Genomic DNA, 16,996 nt, shown 5'->3' with positions numbered 1-16,996 from the left:
TATATGAATAATTCCCTTTGCTCCCCGCCTTGAAAGGCCAGGAAGATTGAGTGCTTTGAAGCTGACTGGCTGCTATCGGTCATGGCATGCATGCACCCGGATAATGGAACCGCTGGTTTACAAAGCTAATCCGCAGGGACTCAGGCATGAACGGGCTTGCCGATCTTTTTGAACTTCTCGTTCAGGTACGCCCAGAGCACGGTCTCATAGCTTTCAAGCGCCCCGCTCTTCCTATTGGTGTGTGTCCTTCGTCCGCTACCGAACAGTAGTTGACCGATACCGAGGCCTAGCTGTCGGTAGCTTTCGAACTGCGACTCGTTGAAGAACTGATTAATGGTCGGCTCGTTCGGGAACGCCGGATGGGTGACCGAGTAGAACCGTACATCATCGTTTACTCGCCGGATCAAGTTCGGCTTGATTACCAGCAGGACGCAGACCAGCCGACGCGGCGCAGAATCATGATCGTAGACATTGAAAAGTAACGCGCACTGGTCATCCGCTGTGCTGGACGCATCAAGGCCATCGCCCTTAGCCGTTTTTGTGAGGAAGTCTTCGTAGCAACCGATGATGTTCTCCAACACTTTAAAGCGGCTGTCGGTCAGATAGTCCCTATCAACCTCTATCTCCAGCTTCAGATCCAGTCGCGCCAAGCGGATAAGATTGGCGATGTCTTCAAACTGATAGTCCGGGTCTGCCCCACAGTCACACAGGACGATCAGATCGAGCCGACGACCAGGCCGCAGCAATTCATACGCCCCCGTATTTTCGAAATGCCCGCCATCAGACAAATATAGGTAATCGCGATGATGGCCATGAAAGCTGGCCGTCAACTCATTGAACAGATAGCACGGTGTCGGTAGCCATCTGGCCAGGAGCGGATCCTTGGGTTGCGGAGTCTGGTTCGTGGAGGCGTTTTCTTCAACGAAGTTGGCTGGCCACCACGTCCCCAGACGTACATTGGCCAACCCGCAAACCAGCGAAGTACCCAGCGATGTGGTTCGTCCCAGACCGGTGGAGAATGCTGCGCCCGATGTGGCTACCCAATGCCCGACGGTCAGCGCCTGGTCGGCCTCACTAATCGCGTGCCGTTTCCTGGAACGTGTGCGCGGGGTGCCGTCCAGAATGAATTTGTAGTTGCAGACGACTTTTGCCAGGTCGCCATTGGCCTCCATTTTCGGCCTGTAGGTACTGGGCGCAATACACAGTGGAATACCTTTGCGATCTCGCTGAACCAGTTGCCCTGCCGGGTCGACGGTCAGATTCACGGTAATGTTGATCAGATGCAGTGGTGCCAGTGATTGACTGCCGTAGTAGTCCTCCAGCGAGAGATCGTCGCCAGGCAGGGCTTCGCTGACACTCAGCTTGTCTACCCGTTCTTTCAGCACATCCGACCATTTGAATCGATACCCATTCGAGGCCCCCAGATACGCTCTGGTCAGCCGCGCCGAATACAGCGCCTGCAAGGAAGAAAGATTCAAGAAACCGAAAAAGGAGCCGCCAATGGCCGTTAGTATGGAGGCGATAACCAGAACGGGGATCGCTTTCCACCAAGCGATCGGGTAGACGTAAATGGCGGGTATCAGGAGCCACTGCAACAGCACCCCCCAAGACAGCACCACAAGGCAGAACATCCCCCCGCCAAGCACCATCGCCAGCAGCGGTAACGGTAATTTGAGAATGGACTGTTTACTTGAGCGCTCGTCCATCAATCCGGTAACGGTACGGGTAACCCAGACTGTTGCGGCCAGAACGCCGGCCGGCGTCAAGAGCGTCAGCACCGAAAACCTGGACAAGAACTCGAAGAGCCAGCGTGACGCCTCAAGTGCGGCCGCGAGAAAAGTCAGCACCAGAACGGTAATGATCGACGAGGACAGGCTTTTGGTGATCTGCACCCTAAAGCCGCGGATGGTCCGCTGACCGGGTCCTGGCCGATAGGCGGACAAAATGCCCCAGCAAACTGCAAGAATGAGCACGGGAAACACCAGGTATCCAACCAAGAGCAATCTGGTCAAGCGTGTATCGTCAAAATACACAAGCGCCACCAGTAATGCCGCTGCCAGGCACATGCATATCAACATAGCCAGATTGAGCGGCTCGGGTTCGTCGCTATCCACATTTTTCTTGGAATAGAACAGCCAGAAGCCCACTGTCTGAGGGGCTGTGAACAGCAACAGATAACCCAGTGGTATCCACCAAAGCGACGAACTCAGATGGGACCAAGGCGCATCGGTAAAGCGATTCATCACATACCAGTTTACGAACTGCTGAATCAGCATCAGGAACGCAAGGATCGCGAGGATTGGCATGCCAATCACGAAATGCACGGACAGCCAATTGCGAATCGCTAATGCCACTCCATAGAACACATCGCCTGAACCAGAGGGCGTCAAGTATCGGCCGTTTTCCCGCAGCCACGCTGTGGGGCCATCGCCGACATGATGTTCCCCGCTTTCGTCATAGCGAATATGGGTGTGAATGCGCCCCGGCGGTTCGAAGCGTAGGACTTCGTAGGCGTTACTGGCCGCTACTTTGATAGCGGGGTCGGAGGGAACAGCATCAGGTTGCTCTATGGGGCCCTGTTGGACACTCGACTTTTCCAGATAGGGACGTAGCCTGCCGCCCTGAAACAGACTGCAGAAAAATGCACCGAAATAACCGCCGCCACTGACGCTGGAGAGATAGTCAAAGTGAGGTAACAGAAATTTTCCGATATCGTTTTTTGTTGTGCTCCCCACACTGTTATCGGGCGCACGGGCACGAGCCATTGCCTGGGTGACCCCCAAACAGAACGTTGCACTGCGAATACCACCACCCGATAAGGCCAGTCCCCAAATCGAGCTGCGTGTATCGGTATCGGGTGGAACGGGTAGTTTTATGTTCAGCCCGTCACGGCGCAGACGAATTCGTTCCCTCTCGCACCTGTACTGGGTTTCGGCAGCATCCAATGAAGAGTTTTCTTTGTCGACAGGCGATTTGTCGGCGGGACCGTTACCATCCATCGAGCGCTCCTTCCTGAGTCATATCAGGGCGTCATCTTCTGCGACAGATTCAAATTGGACTTGTCAGGATTGACTACCTGCACGATCACTCGCACGACAACTTGACCCAGGACCAAGCCAGTTCTGGAAGAGCAAAACAACTTTGAATCATAGTGAGTTCACTTGATCCACCGCATTGGCTACCGCTCCGAAAATGACGTGTTTCGGCGGCGGAGCGCCATTAGTGTTATTGATGTAATCGAAAAGTGTTTGCGCCTCACGGATCCGAGCGATGGCTTCATTCACCTGGGCATCGTCCAGAGAGGCCGGGTGTTTGTTACGCAGGTCGCGCGCAGCGTCAGCAACCTCGGTCGCCTGCACAGACAGCGTATCTTCATCCGTGGACTGGAATGGCGCCCTGGGATTGTTACTCATGTTCGTTTCGGTGTACGCAAGCTTGCAAGTCTCGAGGTACAACACGGAAGCTGCCGTTTCATTCGCCATACGAACCTCCTGGATAACGTTTATTTGACCTTCTGGATCACATCAGCAAGAGCCACAACCACCGTCTTGAAGTTCTGCAACCGTTCGTTGGCAATGGCTATCTTCTGTTCATCCGTTGGATCATTAACCAAGGAAACAAGCGCCTGATGTGACTTTGAGAGACTGTCAAAAATCTGGGTAACGGTAGCGGCGTCGGCATCCCCCTCGGGGTTCAGGTACTTGTCACGTGCTGCCAACAGAAGCGACCTGTCATAGGCGTTGGCCGTTGATTTGAATTTGGCCTGCAGCCTTGCGCGCGCTCGTTGCGCAGCCTGTTGCGAGTACACCGCTGCCAAGTTAGTGTCTCCGAGCGCCACGGCGCGCAATCTGCCGATCAAATCTTCGACGTTGACCTCATTGGCATTTACCAGCTTCTTGATCGTTGAAGCGTCCTGCGCATCCTGTGCCATTTTTTGAACGACTCCGGCAAAGTTACCCAAGGCTTCGATCGCGCTATTAACTTGTGTCTGCGTCTCCTGGGAGGCAGCGGACAGCTTCTTACCTGTCCCTTCGCTGACTGACTTGCTCAGCGATGACAGTCTTGTTGAAAGTGCTTTGGCGTCTTCCGGATATTCTGATTTTCTTTCCTCGGCAACCTTTGCCAGTAAATCCATATACTCGGAAAGATCGCGCACTCCAGATCCAACCAACAGGCTCTCGACACTTCCCGCTCGCCGGTACTCGGTGCGCTCCAGAAGTGTCAAGAACCGGGAGGATTCTTGCTGCAATGCTTGTCTTTGATCTACTGGCTGATTCGCAGCCCCTTTAAGCGCAATTGCGTAACTGCTTTCAAGTTGGGTAAGGCAACTACGCTCTGAACTTGAATAGCAGGCCGATGCGCAAGTTGCAGGTGCGCCCCGCTTTTTACTCGATGAGGACTGCTCGCACCTTAGCAATTGCTTGCAATCATCAAGTGCCGCCTGGTTTTCAAAGCGTTTCAAGGCAGCCGCTACCGTTTCGGGATCACCGTCCCCGTTGCGAACAAATAAACGCTCGTCCCTGATAGGGCAAGACGCGTCACTCGTGATCCTGTCGAATCGAATTACATCCTGTGCAGCGTCGAGTTGTCTGGATGAAGCTTCCAGTTGTTTGCCCGCTTGGCGTCCTGCAGCGACATAGGTCGTGGCGGCATCTTTGTACACTACGCTGGCGCAACCACTGCCTATGAGTGCGAGAATAAGTATAAATAGTCCCCTGCTTACTTCCTTGAATGCCATCAAATCCTGCATGACATACCCCTTTTTCCAATTGTTGTTGGAAAACTATAGCAGCGCTTTTTTTAGGCAATCATTTTTTTGATAACGGTCACTTGCAACTGTTTCAATTATTTATCAATAGCTCATTCAGATATATTGATGCGAACAATGGTTTATATACTTGCGCAGCGACCTTCCGGTTTTTTGAGCACGGTTGAATCGGGCGGCGGAAGTGGAATATTCGTGAACAGGTAAGGCATAACAACCGTAAGATGCAGGAAGACGGCGAGAAAATCGGGCGGTTCAAAGTGCGTGGGCTTGAGCAACATCAACAAACGTCCGCTTCGAATGGATTAACGTAACCTGACTTTCGCTGACCCAAGGGTTCCCCATGCCTGCCGAAGTGGATGTCGCGATTATTGGCGGTGGCCAGTCCGCACTCGCCGTGGCTTACTTCCTGCGCCGTACCGGGCGTTCCTTTGTGATTATTGATGCCGAAGCGGCACCGGGTGGCGCCTGGCGGCATGGCTGGGATTCCCTGCGACTGTTTTCACCGTCGACCTGGAGTTCCATCGCCGGTTGGATGATGCCTCCGGTCACTGACGGTTACCCAAGTCGCGACAACGTAGTCGATTACCTGCGCCAGTATGAGCAACGCTACCAATTTCCTGTCGAACGGCCCTACTGGGTCAACGCTATCGAACGTCGGGGCAATCACCTCAACGTAAAAGCCCAGGGCCGCAGCTGGCTGGCCCGCACCGTGGTCAGCGCGACCGGCACCTGGCGCCATCCCTTCCTGCCGCATTACCCCGGCAGCGAAACCTTTACCGGCCAGCAATTGCATTCGGCCCACTACGTTAACGCCAAGCCGTTTGCCGGAAAAAAAGTCCTGGTGGTAGGCGGTGGCAACTCCGGTGCACAGATCCTCGCTGAAGTCTCGCAAGTGGCCGATGCCACGTGGGTCACTCCGCAACCGCCAGAGTTTCTTGCCGATGACGTTGATGGACGCGTGCTCTTCGAACGCGCCACCGAACGCTGGAAAGCGCAGCTGGCCGGCATCGTCATTGAACAGCCGGTTGGCGGCCTGGGCGACATCGTGATGGTGCCGCCAGTTGTCGAGGCTCGGGAGCGCGGCGTGCTGCACGCGGTTCGGCCGTTCCTGCGCTTCACCGAGACCGGCGTGACGTGGGCTGATGGCTCGCAAACGCCGGTCGACGCGGTGATCTGGTGCACCGGCTTCCGCCCTGCCCTCGGCTATCTGGAATCACTGGGCGTGTGTACCGTCGACGGGCGCGTGGCCGTCAAAGGTACGCATTCGATTCAGGAGCCGCGTTTGTGGCTGGTGGGTTATGGCGACTGGACAGGCGCCGCTTCCGCGACACTGATCGGCGTGACCCGAACGGCGCGCAGTACCGTTGAGGAAATTGAGCAGTTCTTGATGGAGCAGTGAGTCGGCGCACCTCAGCTCAGTCAACGCTGATTTACACCAAAATCAACCTCCTTAATCAGCACTTCTGTGCAGGAGACGCAAAATGAGTATTGATTGGGTCAACTTTACGCCTTGGACATCCCTGGGTGGAGGAGCCTTGATTGGCCTGGCGGCCAGCATGTTCGTTCTCGCAAATGGTCGCATCGCAGGCATCAGTGGTCTGATTGGAAGCGTGATGCAATTTGGCAGCGAAGGTTGGAGCGAGAAGGCGCTATTTCTTCTTGGTCTGTTGCTTGCGCCATTGTTATGGGGAGCATTTAACGTTTTGCCGCACATCGAGATCAGGGCAGAGTGGCCCGCCCTGATTATTGCGGGGCTGCTCGTCGGCGTGGGAACCCGTTACGGCTCCGGCTGTACCAGCGGTCATGGCGTTTGCGGCATCTCTCGACTATCAGCTCGATCCATCACGGCAACGATGTGCTTTATGTTCGCCGGGTTTGCAACGGTGTACGTCATTCGTCACGTGGTGGGAGCATGAACGTGATCAAGTTGGCCGCATTTTTTTCTGGCCTGATCTTCGGCCTTGGTCTTCTCTTGGCAGGCATGACAAACCCCGCCAAAGTATTGGCTTTTCTTGATGTGGCCGGGGCCTGGGATCCGTCACTCGCACTGGTGATGGGAGGTGCCATCGCAGTGGCGGTTATTCCCCTGAATTGGGCGCGCAAGAACAAACAATCCTTGTTGGGTGCCCCCATGCAGTTACCAATGAAAAGGGAGTTGGATGCCCGCTTGATTGGCGGCAGCCTGGTGTTCGGTATCGGTTGGGGAATTGCGGGGATCTGCCCTGGGCCAGCGGTCGCTATTCTGCTTACGGGGCACGGGCGGATCATCATATTCGTATTGGCGATGTTGGCCGGTATGTACTTGTTCTCTTTACTTGAGCGTCGACGCACGACCTGATTAGGCTAAAGCGTTGAATGCGAATGACGGAAAAACTGTCGACCTGCTCCATGACTAAAGCTATTTCAATTACTGGGCTCAGGGGAATTGAATGTCTGACCTGAACGATCCACGAGTCTTCTTTGCAGCTGAGCGAACGTTGCCTGAATTCTCAATTCTGAAGATCACCGAGGCCTGTCTCCATTTCGACCATCACCCCAGCACCTTATAGATCTCAGCAACCACCTGCCTTGTAGCTTCTTCAATCGTTCCCTCGTTACGACATAGAACCCAACCGTGATCCGCAGCCGCTTGCTCAAACATCTCCGTGCACGCCACATGCTCTACGTGCTTTTGAATCACAGTGCCGCCCGGCCCCCGCGAACGTGTGGCTGCCCTCGCCCATGAAATATCCGGATCAGTGACGACGCCAACATGCAGGTCCGGCACCCGCACGTCTCGCTCCATATTCAATTGCAGAATCTCGGCAAACGGGATGGTTTGGCGGAATGCGGCATCCGACGGATACCAGCGATCGATCAAGATAATGCTGTCCAACGGCTGCTTCGTCAGTACGTTCTGGGAGATCCAGCGACGGCTATCCGCTAGGCGCTGACACACAGCCCACTCCAAATCCCGGGAAGGATTTCTCGCCAGCGTGTTCACCAGGGCCATGGTTTCACCTCTGAAAGGATCGCTTTTCCTTTCGCAAAGCCGGATGACTTTCTGGTTGCCCGCCCTCAGTACCTGCGTAACGGCCTCCAACAGTGTGGTTTTGCCGGTGCCTTTGGGCCCATCCAGAGAAACAAACAGCGGACGATTCATTGTTCACGCAACAATCAAGACATTGATGGTCACTCTAACCTCATTTCCGCCATTCCATTAGTGCATCCCTGCCCCTTGCTGATACTCACGCGGTGTACAGCCAAACTCTCGGCGGAACACCGTGTGCAGATACTGCGCAGATTTGAAACCACAATCGCGCGCCACATCGGCAATCACAGAGTCGGTATTTTTCAGGCCGCTGGTGGCCGCTGCCAGTTTGAAACGCAGGATCTCGTCGTGCACGCTGCAGCCTCGCTCGGCGCGGAAATGCGCTTCGAGTGATGAGCGCGACACGCCGACATATGCCGCCACCTGCGCTGTTTTGATGCCTTGGCAGGCGTATTGGCGGATAAACAGCAGCGCTTGCATGACATAAGGATTGCCCAACGGCTGGTGCAAGCTCGATACCTGCACGTTGACTGCATCGGGCGGAATCAGGATTTGCGTACCGGTGGACGGCATGCCATGGAGCATCTGGTGGAGTAATTGCGCGGCGGTACGGCCCATGGTTTCGGTGCCCTGGATGACTGAGCTCAGCGGCACCCGGGTCAGGCTGCGGGTCAGCGGGTCGTTGTCGATGCCAATCAAGGCCACTTGCTCCGGCACGGCGATGCCGGCAGTCAGGCAGGCTTGCAGCAACTGACGCGCGCGGGCGTCGCTGACGGCAATGATGCCGATGGGTTTGGGCAGGCTTTGCAGCCAGGCAATGAGTTGTTCGACGGCACTGTCCCACAGCGGTGCACTGGTGCCCATGCCGCGATAGATTTCGCCGTGCAGGCCATCGCGTTTCATCAGTTTGCGAAAGGCTTTTTCGCGCTCCTGCGCCCAGCGATTGGCCTGCGCTTCCGGCAGGCTGAAGCAGGCAAAACGCTGCAGTCCTGCCTCGATCAAATGCGAGTAAGCCAGGTTGATCAGTGCGTTGTTATCGGTGGCCACGTACGGAATCGCCTTCGGATAGGCGCGCTTATCCTCGTACGAGCCCCCTACCGCTACCACCGGCAACTGAATGTCGGCCAGCGCCTCGCCAATCAGCGGATCGTCGAAGTCAGCAATGATCCCGTCACCCTGCCAGCGCTCGATGCCTTTCAAGCGACAGAGAAAATCCTCTTCCAGGAACAGATCCCAGGAGGCGCGGGTGCTGCTCAGGTAGTTGCCGATGCCGCTGATGATCCCACGGTCGTAGATCTTGCTGCCGTTGAACAACAGGGCGATGCGGTGAACAGGCGGTAGGGTTTTCATTGTTTTCAGGCTTGTTCTGAGCCCCTTGTCACAGAGGCGATTGGCACAGACTAGGCGCCTGACCGTAGAAGCTCAATACGCAAAATCGCACTCCGTGTTGATGTTTTTCATAATCAGCGGGCGCGGGGCCGTTGCTAGTATCGAGACACCGCCAAGAACAACAAGGACAAGGTCCATGCAGTATTTCCCTGATGTCGAGCCGATTCGCTTTGAAGGCCCAAACAGCGACTCTCCCCTCTCCTTTCGTCACTACGACGCCGACAAACTCATCCTCGGCAAGCCCATGCGCGAACACCTGCGCATGGCCGCCTGTTACTGGCACACGTTCGTCTGGCCGGGTTCCGATGTGTTCGGCGCGGGGACGTTCAAGCGCCCATGGCAACACGCCGGCGACCCGATGGAGCTGGCCATAGGCAAGGCAGCTGCGGCCTTCGAATTTTTCTCCAAACTGGGTATCGACTATTACTGCTTCCATGACACGGATGTCGCCCCGGAAGGCCAGTCTCTCAAGGAGTACCGCAACCACTTCGCGCAAATGGTCGATCACCTCGAGCGACATCAGGAACAAAGCGGAATCAAGCTGTTGTGGGGCACCGCCAATTGCTTCAGCAACCCGCGTTTCGCTGCCGGCGCCGCGAGCAATCCGGATCCCGAAGTGTTCGCCTGCGCCGCTGCCCAGGTGTTCAGCGCCATGAACGCGACTCATCGTTTGAAAGGCGCTAACTACGTGTTGTGGGGCGGCCGCGAAGGCTACGAAACTCTGCTCAACACGGACTTGAAGCGTGAACGCGAACAGCTGGGCCGCTTCATGCGCATGGTGGTCGAGCACAAGCACAAGATCGGTTTCACCGGTGACCTGCTGATCGAACCGAAGCCGCAGGAGCCGACCAAGCACCAATACGATTACGACAGCGCCACCGTGTTTGGCTTTCTTCAGCAGTTCGGGCTGGAGCACGAAATCAAGGTCAACATCGAGGCCAACCACGCGACCCTGGCCGGGCATAGCTTCCATCACGAGATTGCGACAGCCGTCTCGCTGGGGATTTTCGGCAGCATCGACGCCAACCGTGGCGATCCGCAAAACGGCTGGGACACCGACCAATTCCCCAACAGCGTCGAAGAAATGACCCTCGCCACCTATGAAATCCTCAAGGCCGGCGGGTTCAAGAATGGCGGATTCAACTTTGACTCCAAGGTGCGCCGGCAAAGCCTTGATCAGATCGATCTGTTCCATGGCCACGTCGGCGCCATGGACGTTCTCGCCCTGTCTCTGGAACGGGCAGCGGCCATGGTGCAGAACGACGAGCTGCAACGGCTGAAGGATCAACGCTACGCCGGTTGGCAGCAGCCGTTCGGGCAGGCGGTGATGGCCGGTGACTTCAACCTTGAGTCCTTGGCCGAGCATGCGTTCACCAACGAGTTGAATCCGCAAGCCGTCAGCGGCCGGCAGGAAATGCTCGAGAACATTGTTAACCGGTTTATCTATCGCTGATCGCTACGAGAATCTGCCGGCGCAACGACGCTGTGACAATTGCACGACAATTCTGTGCCTGCGGCGCCTGCAGATTCTCTACAGTTTTACCAGCCCGGTACTCATCGTCAGGCCGTGTCTTTCCAACAACAATAAAAGGACGCCCCATATGAAGAACGTAAAACGCACGCTATTGGCCACTGCCCTGGCGTTGCTGTCACTGCCGGTGATGGCTGACGCTGCCCATCCGAAAATCGGCTTCTCCATTGATGACCTGCGCCTGGAACGCTGGTCGCGTGACCGTGACTACTTCGTTGCGGCGGCAGAAAAAATGGACGCCAAAGTATTCGTGCAGTCGGCCGATGCCAACGAGCAAAAGCAGATTTCCCAAATCGAAAACCTGATTTCCCGGGGCGTCGACGTCATCGTCATCGTGCCGTTCAACGCCACGGTGTTGACCAACGCGGTGGCCGAAGCGAAGAAGGCCGGGATCAAAGTCGTGTCCTATGATCGCCTGATCCTCAACGCCGATGTCGACGCCTATATTTCCTTCGATAACGAAAAAGTCGGCGAGATGCAGGCCAGCGGCGTGCTGAAAGCGGCGCCCAAGGGCAATTACTTTTTGCTCGGTGGTGCACCCACCGACAACAACGCCAAAATCCTCCGCGAAGGCCAGATGAAAGTGCTGCAACCGGCGATCGACAAGGGCGATATCAAGATCGTCGGCCAGCAGTGGGTGAAGGAATGGAACCCGACCGAAGCACTGAGCATTGTTGAAAACGCCCTGACCCGCAACGACAACAAAATCGATGGCATCGTCGCCTCCAACGACGCCACGGCCGGCGGTGCCATTCAGGCACTGGCGGCGCAGCAACTGGCCGGCAAGGTGCCGATTTCCGGGCAGGACGCCGACCTTGCAGCGGTCAAGCGCGTGATCGCCGGCACGCAAACCATGACCGTGTACAAGCCGCTGAAACTCATCGCCTCAGAAGCAGCCAAGCTCTCGGTGCAACTGGCGCGCAACGAAAAACCTGCCTTCAGCTCGCAGTACGACAACGGCAGCAAAAAAGTCGACACCATCCTGCTGACGCCAACGCCGTTGACCAAGGACAACATCGACTTGCTCGAACAGGACGGCTTCTACACCAAGGCGCAAATTGCCGGGAAGTGACTGGATCGTAAACCTCCGGTTAAACCTGTGGGAGCGAGCCTGCTCGCGAAGACGGCAGCACATTCGGAATCGATGCTGGCTGAACCACCGCTTTCGCGAGCAGGCTCGCTCCCACACAGGTTTGGTGATGTCTGAGTCCTTGTCTACGAGCCCTCTCCATGTCCGACTATCTGCTGCAAATGAACGGCATCGTCAAAACCTTCGGCGGTGTCAAAGCGCTGAACGGCATCGACATCAAGGTCAAGCGGGGTGAATGCGTGGGCCTGTGCGGCGAGAATGGCGCCGGCAAGTCAACGCTGATGAAGATCCTTTCGGCGGTCTACCCGCACGGCACCTGGGACGGTGAAATCCTCTGGGACGGGCAACCGCTCAGGGCGCAATCGATCAGCGAAACGGAAGCTGCCGGCATCGTCATCATTCACCAGGAACTGACGCTGGTGCCCGATCTGTCGGTGGCCGAAAACATTTTCATGGGTCACGAACTGACGCTGCCCGGCGGGCGCATGAATTACCCGGCAATGATCCACCGCGCCGAAGCGCTGATGCGCGAATTGAAAGTGCCGGACATGAACGTGTCGCTACCGGTTTCGCAGTACGGCGGCGGCTATCAGCAACTGGTGGAAATCGCCAAGGCCCTGAACAAAAAGGCCCGCTTGCTGATCCTCGACGAGCCTTCCTCGGCCCTAAGTCGATCGGAAATCGAAGTGTTGCTGGACATCATCCGCGACCTCAAAGCCAAAGGCGTTGCCTGCGTCTACATCTCGCACAAGCTCGATGAAGTAGCCGCCGTGTGCGACACCATTTCGGTGATCCGCGACGGCAAACACATCGCCACCACCGCCATGGCTGACATGGACATTGCGCAGATCATCACCCAGATGGTCGGGCGCGAAATGAGCAACCTCTACCCCTCCGAGCCGCACGATATTGGCGAGGTGATTTTCGAGGCCAGGCACATCACCTGCTACGACGTCGACAACCCCAAGCGTAAACGGGTCGACGATATTTCCTTCGTCCTCAAACGCGGCGAGATTCTCGGCATCGCCGGGCTGGTCGGTGCCGGCCGCACCGAACTGGTGACCGCGCTGTTCGGCGCTTACCCCGGTCGTCACGAGGGCGAAGTCTGGCTGGACGGGCAACCCATCGATACGCGCACGCCACTCAAGTCCATCCGTGCCGGCCTGTGCCTGGTGCCGGAGGACCGCAAGCGCCAAGGCATCATTCCCGACCTGGGCGTCGGCCAGAACATCACCCTCGCCGTGCTGGACAACTACTCGAAACTGACCCGCATCGATGCCGAAGCTGAACTGGGCTGCATCGATCAGGAAATCTCGCGCCTGCACCTCAAGACTGCGAGTCCGTTTCTGCCGATCACCAGCCTGTCGGGGGGCAATCAACAAAAAGCCGTGCTGGCCAAGATGCTGCTGGCTAAACCCCGGGTGCTGATTCTCGATGAGCCGACCCGAGGCGTGGACGTCGGCGCCAAATACGAAATCTACAAGTTGATGGGCGCGCTGGCTGCCGCAGGCGTGTCGATCATCATGGTGTCGTCGGAGCTGGCCGAAGTGCTCGGCGTTTCCGATCGCGTGCTGGTGATCGGCGAAGGCCAGTTGCGTGGCGACTTCGTCAACCATGAACTCACTCAGGAGCAGGTGCTCGCCGCCGCCCTCAGCCAGCCTGACAGCCATAACAATAATGATCGGAAATCCGCGTAAATGAATCAGGTCAAACAACTGTTCACTCGCTACAAAATGCTCGCGCTGGTGTTTGCCGTGGTGCTGATCTGGCTGTTCTTCAGCTGGCAGACCGAGGGCGGATTCCTGACCCCGCGCAACCTTTCCAACCTGCTGCGGCAGATGTCGATCACCGGCATTCTCGCCTGCGGCATGGTGCTGGTGATCATCAGCGGCGAGATCGATTTGTCGGTCGGCTCATTGCTCGGCCTGCTCGGTGGCCTCGCGGCGATTCTCGATGTGGTCTACCACATTCCCCTGCTGGCCAACCTGAGCCTGGTCGCCCTGTGTGGCCTGATGATCGGCCTTGCCAACGGCTACATGGCGGCTTACCTGCGCATACCCTCGTTCATCGTCGGTCTGGGCGGCATGCTGGCTTTTCGCGGGATTCTGCTGGGGATTACCGGCGGCACGACCATCGCGCCGGTATCACCGGAACTCGTCTACATTGGCCAGGGTTACCTGCCCCACTCCATCGGCACCGGCCTGGGCGTTCTGTTGTTCGCGCTGACCGTGTTTCTGACCTGGAAACAACGGCGCAATCGCGCCCTTCACGGCCTCGCGGCGCATTCATTGGTGCGTGACGTCATCCGCGTGTTGGTGATCGGCGCCGTGCTGGCCGGTTTCGTCCAGACGCTGAACAGCTATGACGGCATTCCGGTGCCGGTCCTGTTGCTGCTGATTCTGCTGGGCGTGTTCAGCTACGTGACCAGTCAGACCGTGTTCGGCCGGCGCGTGTATGCCGTGGGCAGCAATATGGAAGCGACGCGCCTGTCCGGGATCAATGTGCAGGCGGTGAAGCTGTGGATTTTCGGGATCATGGGCGTGATGTGCGCCCTCGCCGGCGTGGTCAACACCGCGCGCCTCGCCGCCGGTTCACCTTCGGCCGGCAGCATGGGCGAACTCGACGCGATCGCCGCCTGCTTCATCGGCGGCACCTCCATGCGCGGCGGCTCCGGCACGGTGTACGGCGCCCTTCTCGGCGCGCTGGTCATCACCAGCCTGGACAACGGCATGTCGATGCTCGACGTCGACAGCTATTGGCAGATGATCGTCAAGGGCAGCATCTTGGTGTTGGCTGTTTGGGTGGATGTGAGTACACGCACCGGGCGTCGTTGAGCCGCCGGATCACCCGGCGGGCGTAGTCGACGCCGCCGGAGCGAGAATTTCCATCAGAAAATCGATAAACACATTGATCCGGCTGGAGCCTCGGTGATTGGGCAAGTACAGCGCGTTGATGCACGTGCTGGCGCTGCCGGGATTGACCTCGTACTGCTCAAGCAAGCGGGTCAGCCGGCCCGCTGCGACGTCATCGCGCACCAGCCAGTCGGCCAGCAGCGTCACCCCGCCGCCGCCGATGGCGGCTTCGCGCAGGATATCGGCGTTATTGCTTTGCAGGCGCCCGTGGACATTGAGCTGAATGGGCGCGTCTTCATTCTGAAAGGTCCAGTGCTGGTGGGTGGCGCCGTAATCGAAACGCAGGCATTGATGCTCCAGCAAATCCCGTGGGTGACTGAGCGCCACGCTCCGCGCCAGATACGCCGGACTGGCCACCACCCAGCGTTCGAAATGCCCCACGCGTTTGCTGACGATGTCTTCACTGACCACGGACGACCCCAGCCGCACCGAAACATCAATCTGCTCGCTGAGCAGGTCACTGACCTGATCGCTCAGCGACAGACTGATCTCCAGACCCGGATGCCGCTCAAGCAAGCGGCTCAGGTGCGGCGCGATCAGGCGCCGGCCGAACTCCACCGGCACGCTGATGCGCAGACGGCCCTGCGCTTCGGCGCCACGATCGGCAACGACGGCATCGGCTTCGTCGATCGCGTCGAGAATCGCCACGGCTTTTTCGAAATAGGTCTGGCCGGCAACGGTCACGCTGGTGTTGCGCGTGGTGCGATTAAGCAGGCTCGCGCCCAGCTCGTGTTCCAGCCCTGCCACTTGCCGCGTCACTGACGACGTTGATATCCCGAGTTTGCGCGCTGCCGAGGAATAGCCCCCGCAGCGCACGGTTTCCACAAACATCTTCAGTGCCAGCAACTTGTCCATAAGCGGGGTCCGGTCGAAAGGGAACGCGGATGATTGTGCATCACTGTTCCCGCGTCGTCTTGTACCGCCGTGCTTGCCCGCACTCGCCGGCTGTTCAGACATCGGCCTTGCGGCTCAGAAACAACCCGAGTGCGAGCGCTGGCAGCAGCGCCACCGCGACGGCGGACAGGTTCCAGCCAAAATGCTCGTACAGCGGGCTGGCGATCAGAGACCCCAGCGCGCCGCCGACGAAAATGCTGGTCATGTACACGGCGTTCAGGCGCGCACGGCTGTGGGGATCGAGGGCGTACACCTCACGCTGGCCGAGCACCATGTTCAATTGCACGGCGAAATCCAGCAGCACCGCGCACACCACCAGCCAGACATAGCCGCTGCCCGGGAGTGCGGCGATCAGCAGCGAAACCGGCGCCAGCAGCAATGCGACCAGCGTGCCGCGACGACCATGTCCGGCATCGGCCAGACGCCCGGCAATCGGCGCTGCAATGGCACCCACCGCACCGACCAGCGCGAAGATCGCGACTTGTGCCTGAGTGAAGCCGTGGTGACGCATCAGTTCAATCGGCGCGAGGGTCCAGAACAGGCTGAAACTGGCAAACAACAGCCCTTGATATAGCGAGCGCTGACGCAACAGCGGATAACGCCGGGCCAAGGCAAACACCGAACCGATCAGCGCAGCATACGTGGCCTTGTGCGTCGGCAGCCGACGCGGCAGTGCCACGGCGGTAATCAGGGCGATGACCGCCATCAGGGCTGCCGCGCTGTAAAACACTCCGCGCCAACCGAACACGTCAACCAACAGGCTCGACAGTGGCCGCGACAACAAAATGCCCAGCAGCAGACCGCTCATGATATTGCCGACGACGCGACCACGGCTGGCCTCGGGCGCCAAATGGGCCGCCAGCGGCACCAGGATTTGCACGGCCACCGACGTCAGGCCGATGAGCAAAGAAAACACCAGGAACATCGACGGTGAATGGGTCAGCCCGGCGCACAACAGCGTGACACTGGCCGCGAGGGTGAAGCCGACCACCAGCCGACGGTTTTCCATCAGGTCGGCCAGCGGCACCAGCAGCAACAGGCCCAGTGCGTAACCAAACTGCGTCAGCGAAACGATCAGGCTGGCATTGGCGCTGGACAGACCGATCTGCGGTGCAATCAGTTCGACGATCGGCTGCGCGTAATAAAGGTTGGCCACGACCGCACCACAGCAGAATGCCAGGAACGCGACCATCAGGCCGGAAAGTCCAGCCGGCTGTTCGGCGTTGGTCGCAATGACCGGGTTGCCCGTGAGCATGATGACACCTCATTGAGTTCAGGAAAGTGCGGCCAAGGCTACGGCCCTGTGGCGATCCACTGAATCCACGCGGCGGGCAATGCAGTGATGCGTCCGGCGCAACGGCGCAGGCGTTGCTTCTCGCGC

14 protein-coding genes are annotated in these 16,996 nt (G+C 57.9%); 7 read left to right on the top strand and 7 right to left on the bottom strand.

What is annotated here, in order from left to right:
* Positions 1-140 precede the first annotated feature (140 nt).
* The 3 genes from BK670_RS29735 to BK670_RS11365 all read right to left on the bottom strand — a co-directional run bounded on the left by BK670_RS29735 (position 141) and on the right by BK670_RS11365 (position 4,750).
* Positions 141-2,999, bottom strand: a complete 2,859-nt coding sequence (locus tag BK670_RS29735; protein ID WP_221178368.1) for a patatin-like phospholipase domain-containing protein — start codon at positions 2,997-2,999, stop codon at positions 141-143.
* A gap of 147 nt (positions 3,000-3,146) precedes the next feature.
* Positions 3,147-3,482: a hypothetical protein gene (locus tag BK670_RS11370; RefSeq protein ID WP_123449837.1), complete on the bottom strand. Its 336-nt coding sequence runs from the start codon at positions 3,480-3,482 to the stop codon at positions 3,147-3,149.
* Positions 3,483-3,502: 20 nt separating this feature from the next.
* The gene (locus BK670_RS11365) at positions 3,503-4,750 is read right to left on the bottom strand and encodes a hypothetical protein (protein ID WP_123449836.1); all 1,248 of its coding nucleotides are present in this window, start codon (positions 4,748-4,750) and stop codon (positions 3,503-3,505) included.
* Positions 4,751-5,108: 358 nt separating this feature from the next.
* On the opposite strand from BK670_RS11365, the gene BK670_RS11360 reads away from it, so the two are divergent.
* From BK670_RS11360 to BK670_RS11350, 3 genes are all read left to right on the top strand, one after another.
* Positions 5,109-6,167: an ArsO family NAD(P)H-dependent flavin-containing monooxygenase gene (locus BK670_RS11360; protein ID WP_123449835.1), complete on the top strand. Its 1,059-nt coding sequence runs from the start codon at positions 5,109-5,111 to the stop codon at positions 6,165-6,167.
* A gap of 82 nt (positions 6,168-6,249) precedes the next feature.
* Positions 6,250-6,684 carry a YeeE/YedE family protein gene (locus BK670_RS11355; protein WP_123449834.1) on the top strand — a complete coding sequence of 145 codons (435 nt, stop codon included), beginning with the start codon at positions 6,250-6,252 and terminating at the stop codon, positions 6,682-6,684.
* A gap of 2 nt (positions 6,685-6,686) precedes the next feature.
* Complete coding sequence (locus BK670_RS11350) at positions 6,687-7,106, top strand: DUF6691 family protein (protein WP_123451340.1); 420 nt, start codon at positions 6,687-6,689, stop codon at positions 7,104-7,106.
* A 192-nt stretch (positions 7,107-7,298) separates the two neighbouring features.
* Here BK670_RS11350 and BK670_RS11345 read toward each other — a convergent pair whose 3' ends face one another.
* Positions 7,299-7,910 (bottom strand): dTMP kinase, encoded by a 612-nt coding sequence (locus BK670_RS11345; RefSeq protein WP_123449833.1) that lies wholly within the window; start codon positions 7,908-7,910, stop codon positions 7,299-7,301.
* Positions 7,911-7,967: 57 nt separating this feature from the next.
* Positions 7,968-9,149: a XylR family transcriptional regulator gene (locus tag BK670_RS11340; protein WP_123449832.1), complete on the bottom strand. Its 1,182-nt coding sequence runs from the start codon at positions 9,147-9,149 to the stop codon at positions 7,968-7,970.
* Between the two features lie 175 nt (positions 9,150-9,324).
* Between BK670_RS11340 and xylA the strand changes: the two genes are divergently transcribed.
* From xylA to BK670_RS11320, 4 genes are all read left to right on the top strand, one after another.
* Complete coding sequence (gene xylA / locus BK670_RS11335) at positions 9,325-10,641, top strand: xylose isomerase (RefSeq protein ID WP_123449831.1); 1,317 nt, start codon at positions 9,325-9,327, stop codon at positions 10,639-10,641.
* 148 nt (positions 10,642-10,789) lie between these two features.
* Entirely contained in the window at positions 10,790-11,791 is a 1,002-nt protein-coding gene (gene xylF / locus BK670_RS11330) for a D-xylose ABC transporter substrate-binding protein (RefSeq protein WP_102899781.1), read from the top strand.
* Between the two features lie 158 nt (positions 11,792-11,949).
* Positions 11,950-13,506, top strand: coding sequence for a D-xylose ABC transporter ATP-binding protein (xylG, locus tag BK670_RS11325; protein WP_123449830.1), 1,557 nt, complete (start codon positions 11,950-11,952; stop codon positions 13,504-13,506).
* Positions 13,507-14,643, top strand: coding sequence for a sugar ABC transporter permease (locus tag BK670_RS11320; protein ID WP_123449829.1), 1,137 nt, complete (start codon positions 13,507-13,509; stop codon positions 14,641-14,643).
* A 9-nt stretch (positions 14,644-14,652) separates the two neighbouring features.
* On the opposite strand, the gene BK670_RS11315 is transcribed toward BK670_RS11320, so the two are convergent.
* The gene (locus tag BK670_RS11315; RefSeq protein WP_123449828.1) at positions 14,653-15,576 is read right to left on the bottom strand and encodes a LysR family transcriptional regulator; all 924 of its coding nucleotides are present in this window, start codon (positions 15,574-15,576) and stop codon (positions 14,653-14,655) included.
* 94 nt (positions 15,577-15,670) lie between these two features.
* Positions 15,671-16,870 carry an MFS transporter gene (locus tag BK670_RS11310; RefSeq protein ID WP_123449827.1) on the bottom strand — a complete coding sequence of 400 codons (1,200 nt, stop codon included), beginning with the start codon at positions 16,868-16,870 and terminating at the stop codon, positions 15,671-15,673.
* Positions 16,871-16,996 lie beyond the last annotated feature (126 nt).

It is taken from the genome of Pseudomonas fluorescens (assembly GCF_003732425.1).
Taxonomy (GTDB): domain Bacteria; phylum Pseudomonadota; class Gammaproteobacteria; order Pseudomonadales; family Pseudomonadaceae; genus Aquipseudomonas; species Aquipseudomonas fluorescens_BE.
This window is presented reverse-complemented; position numbering and strand designations above follow the sequence as displayed.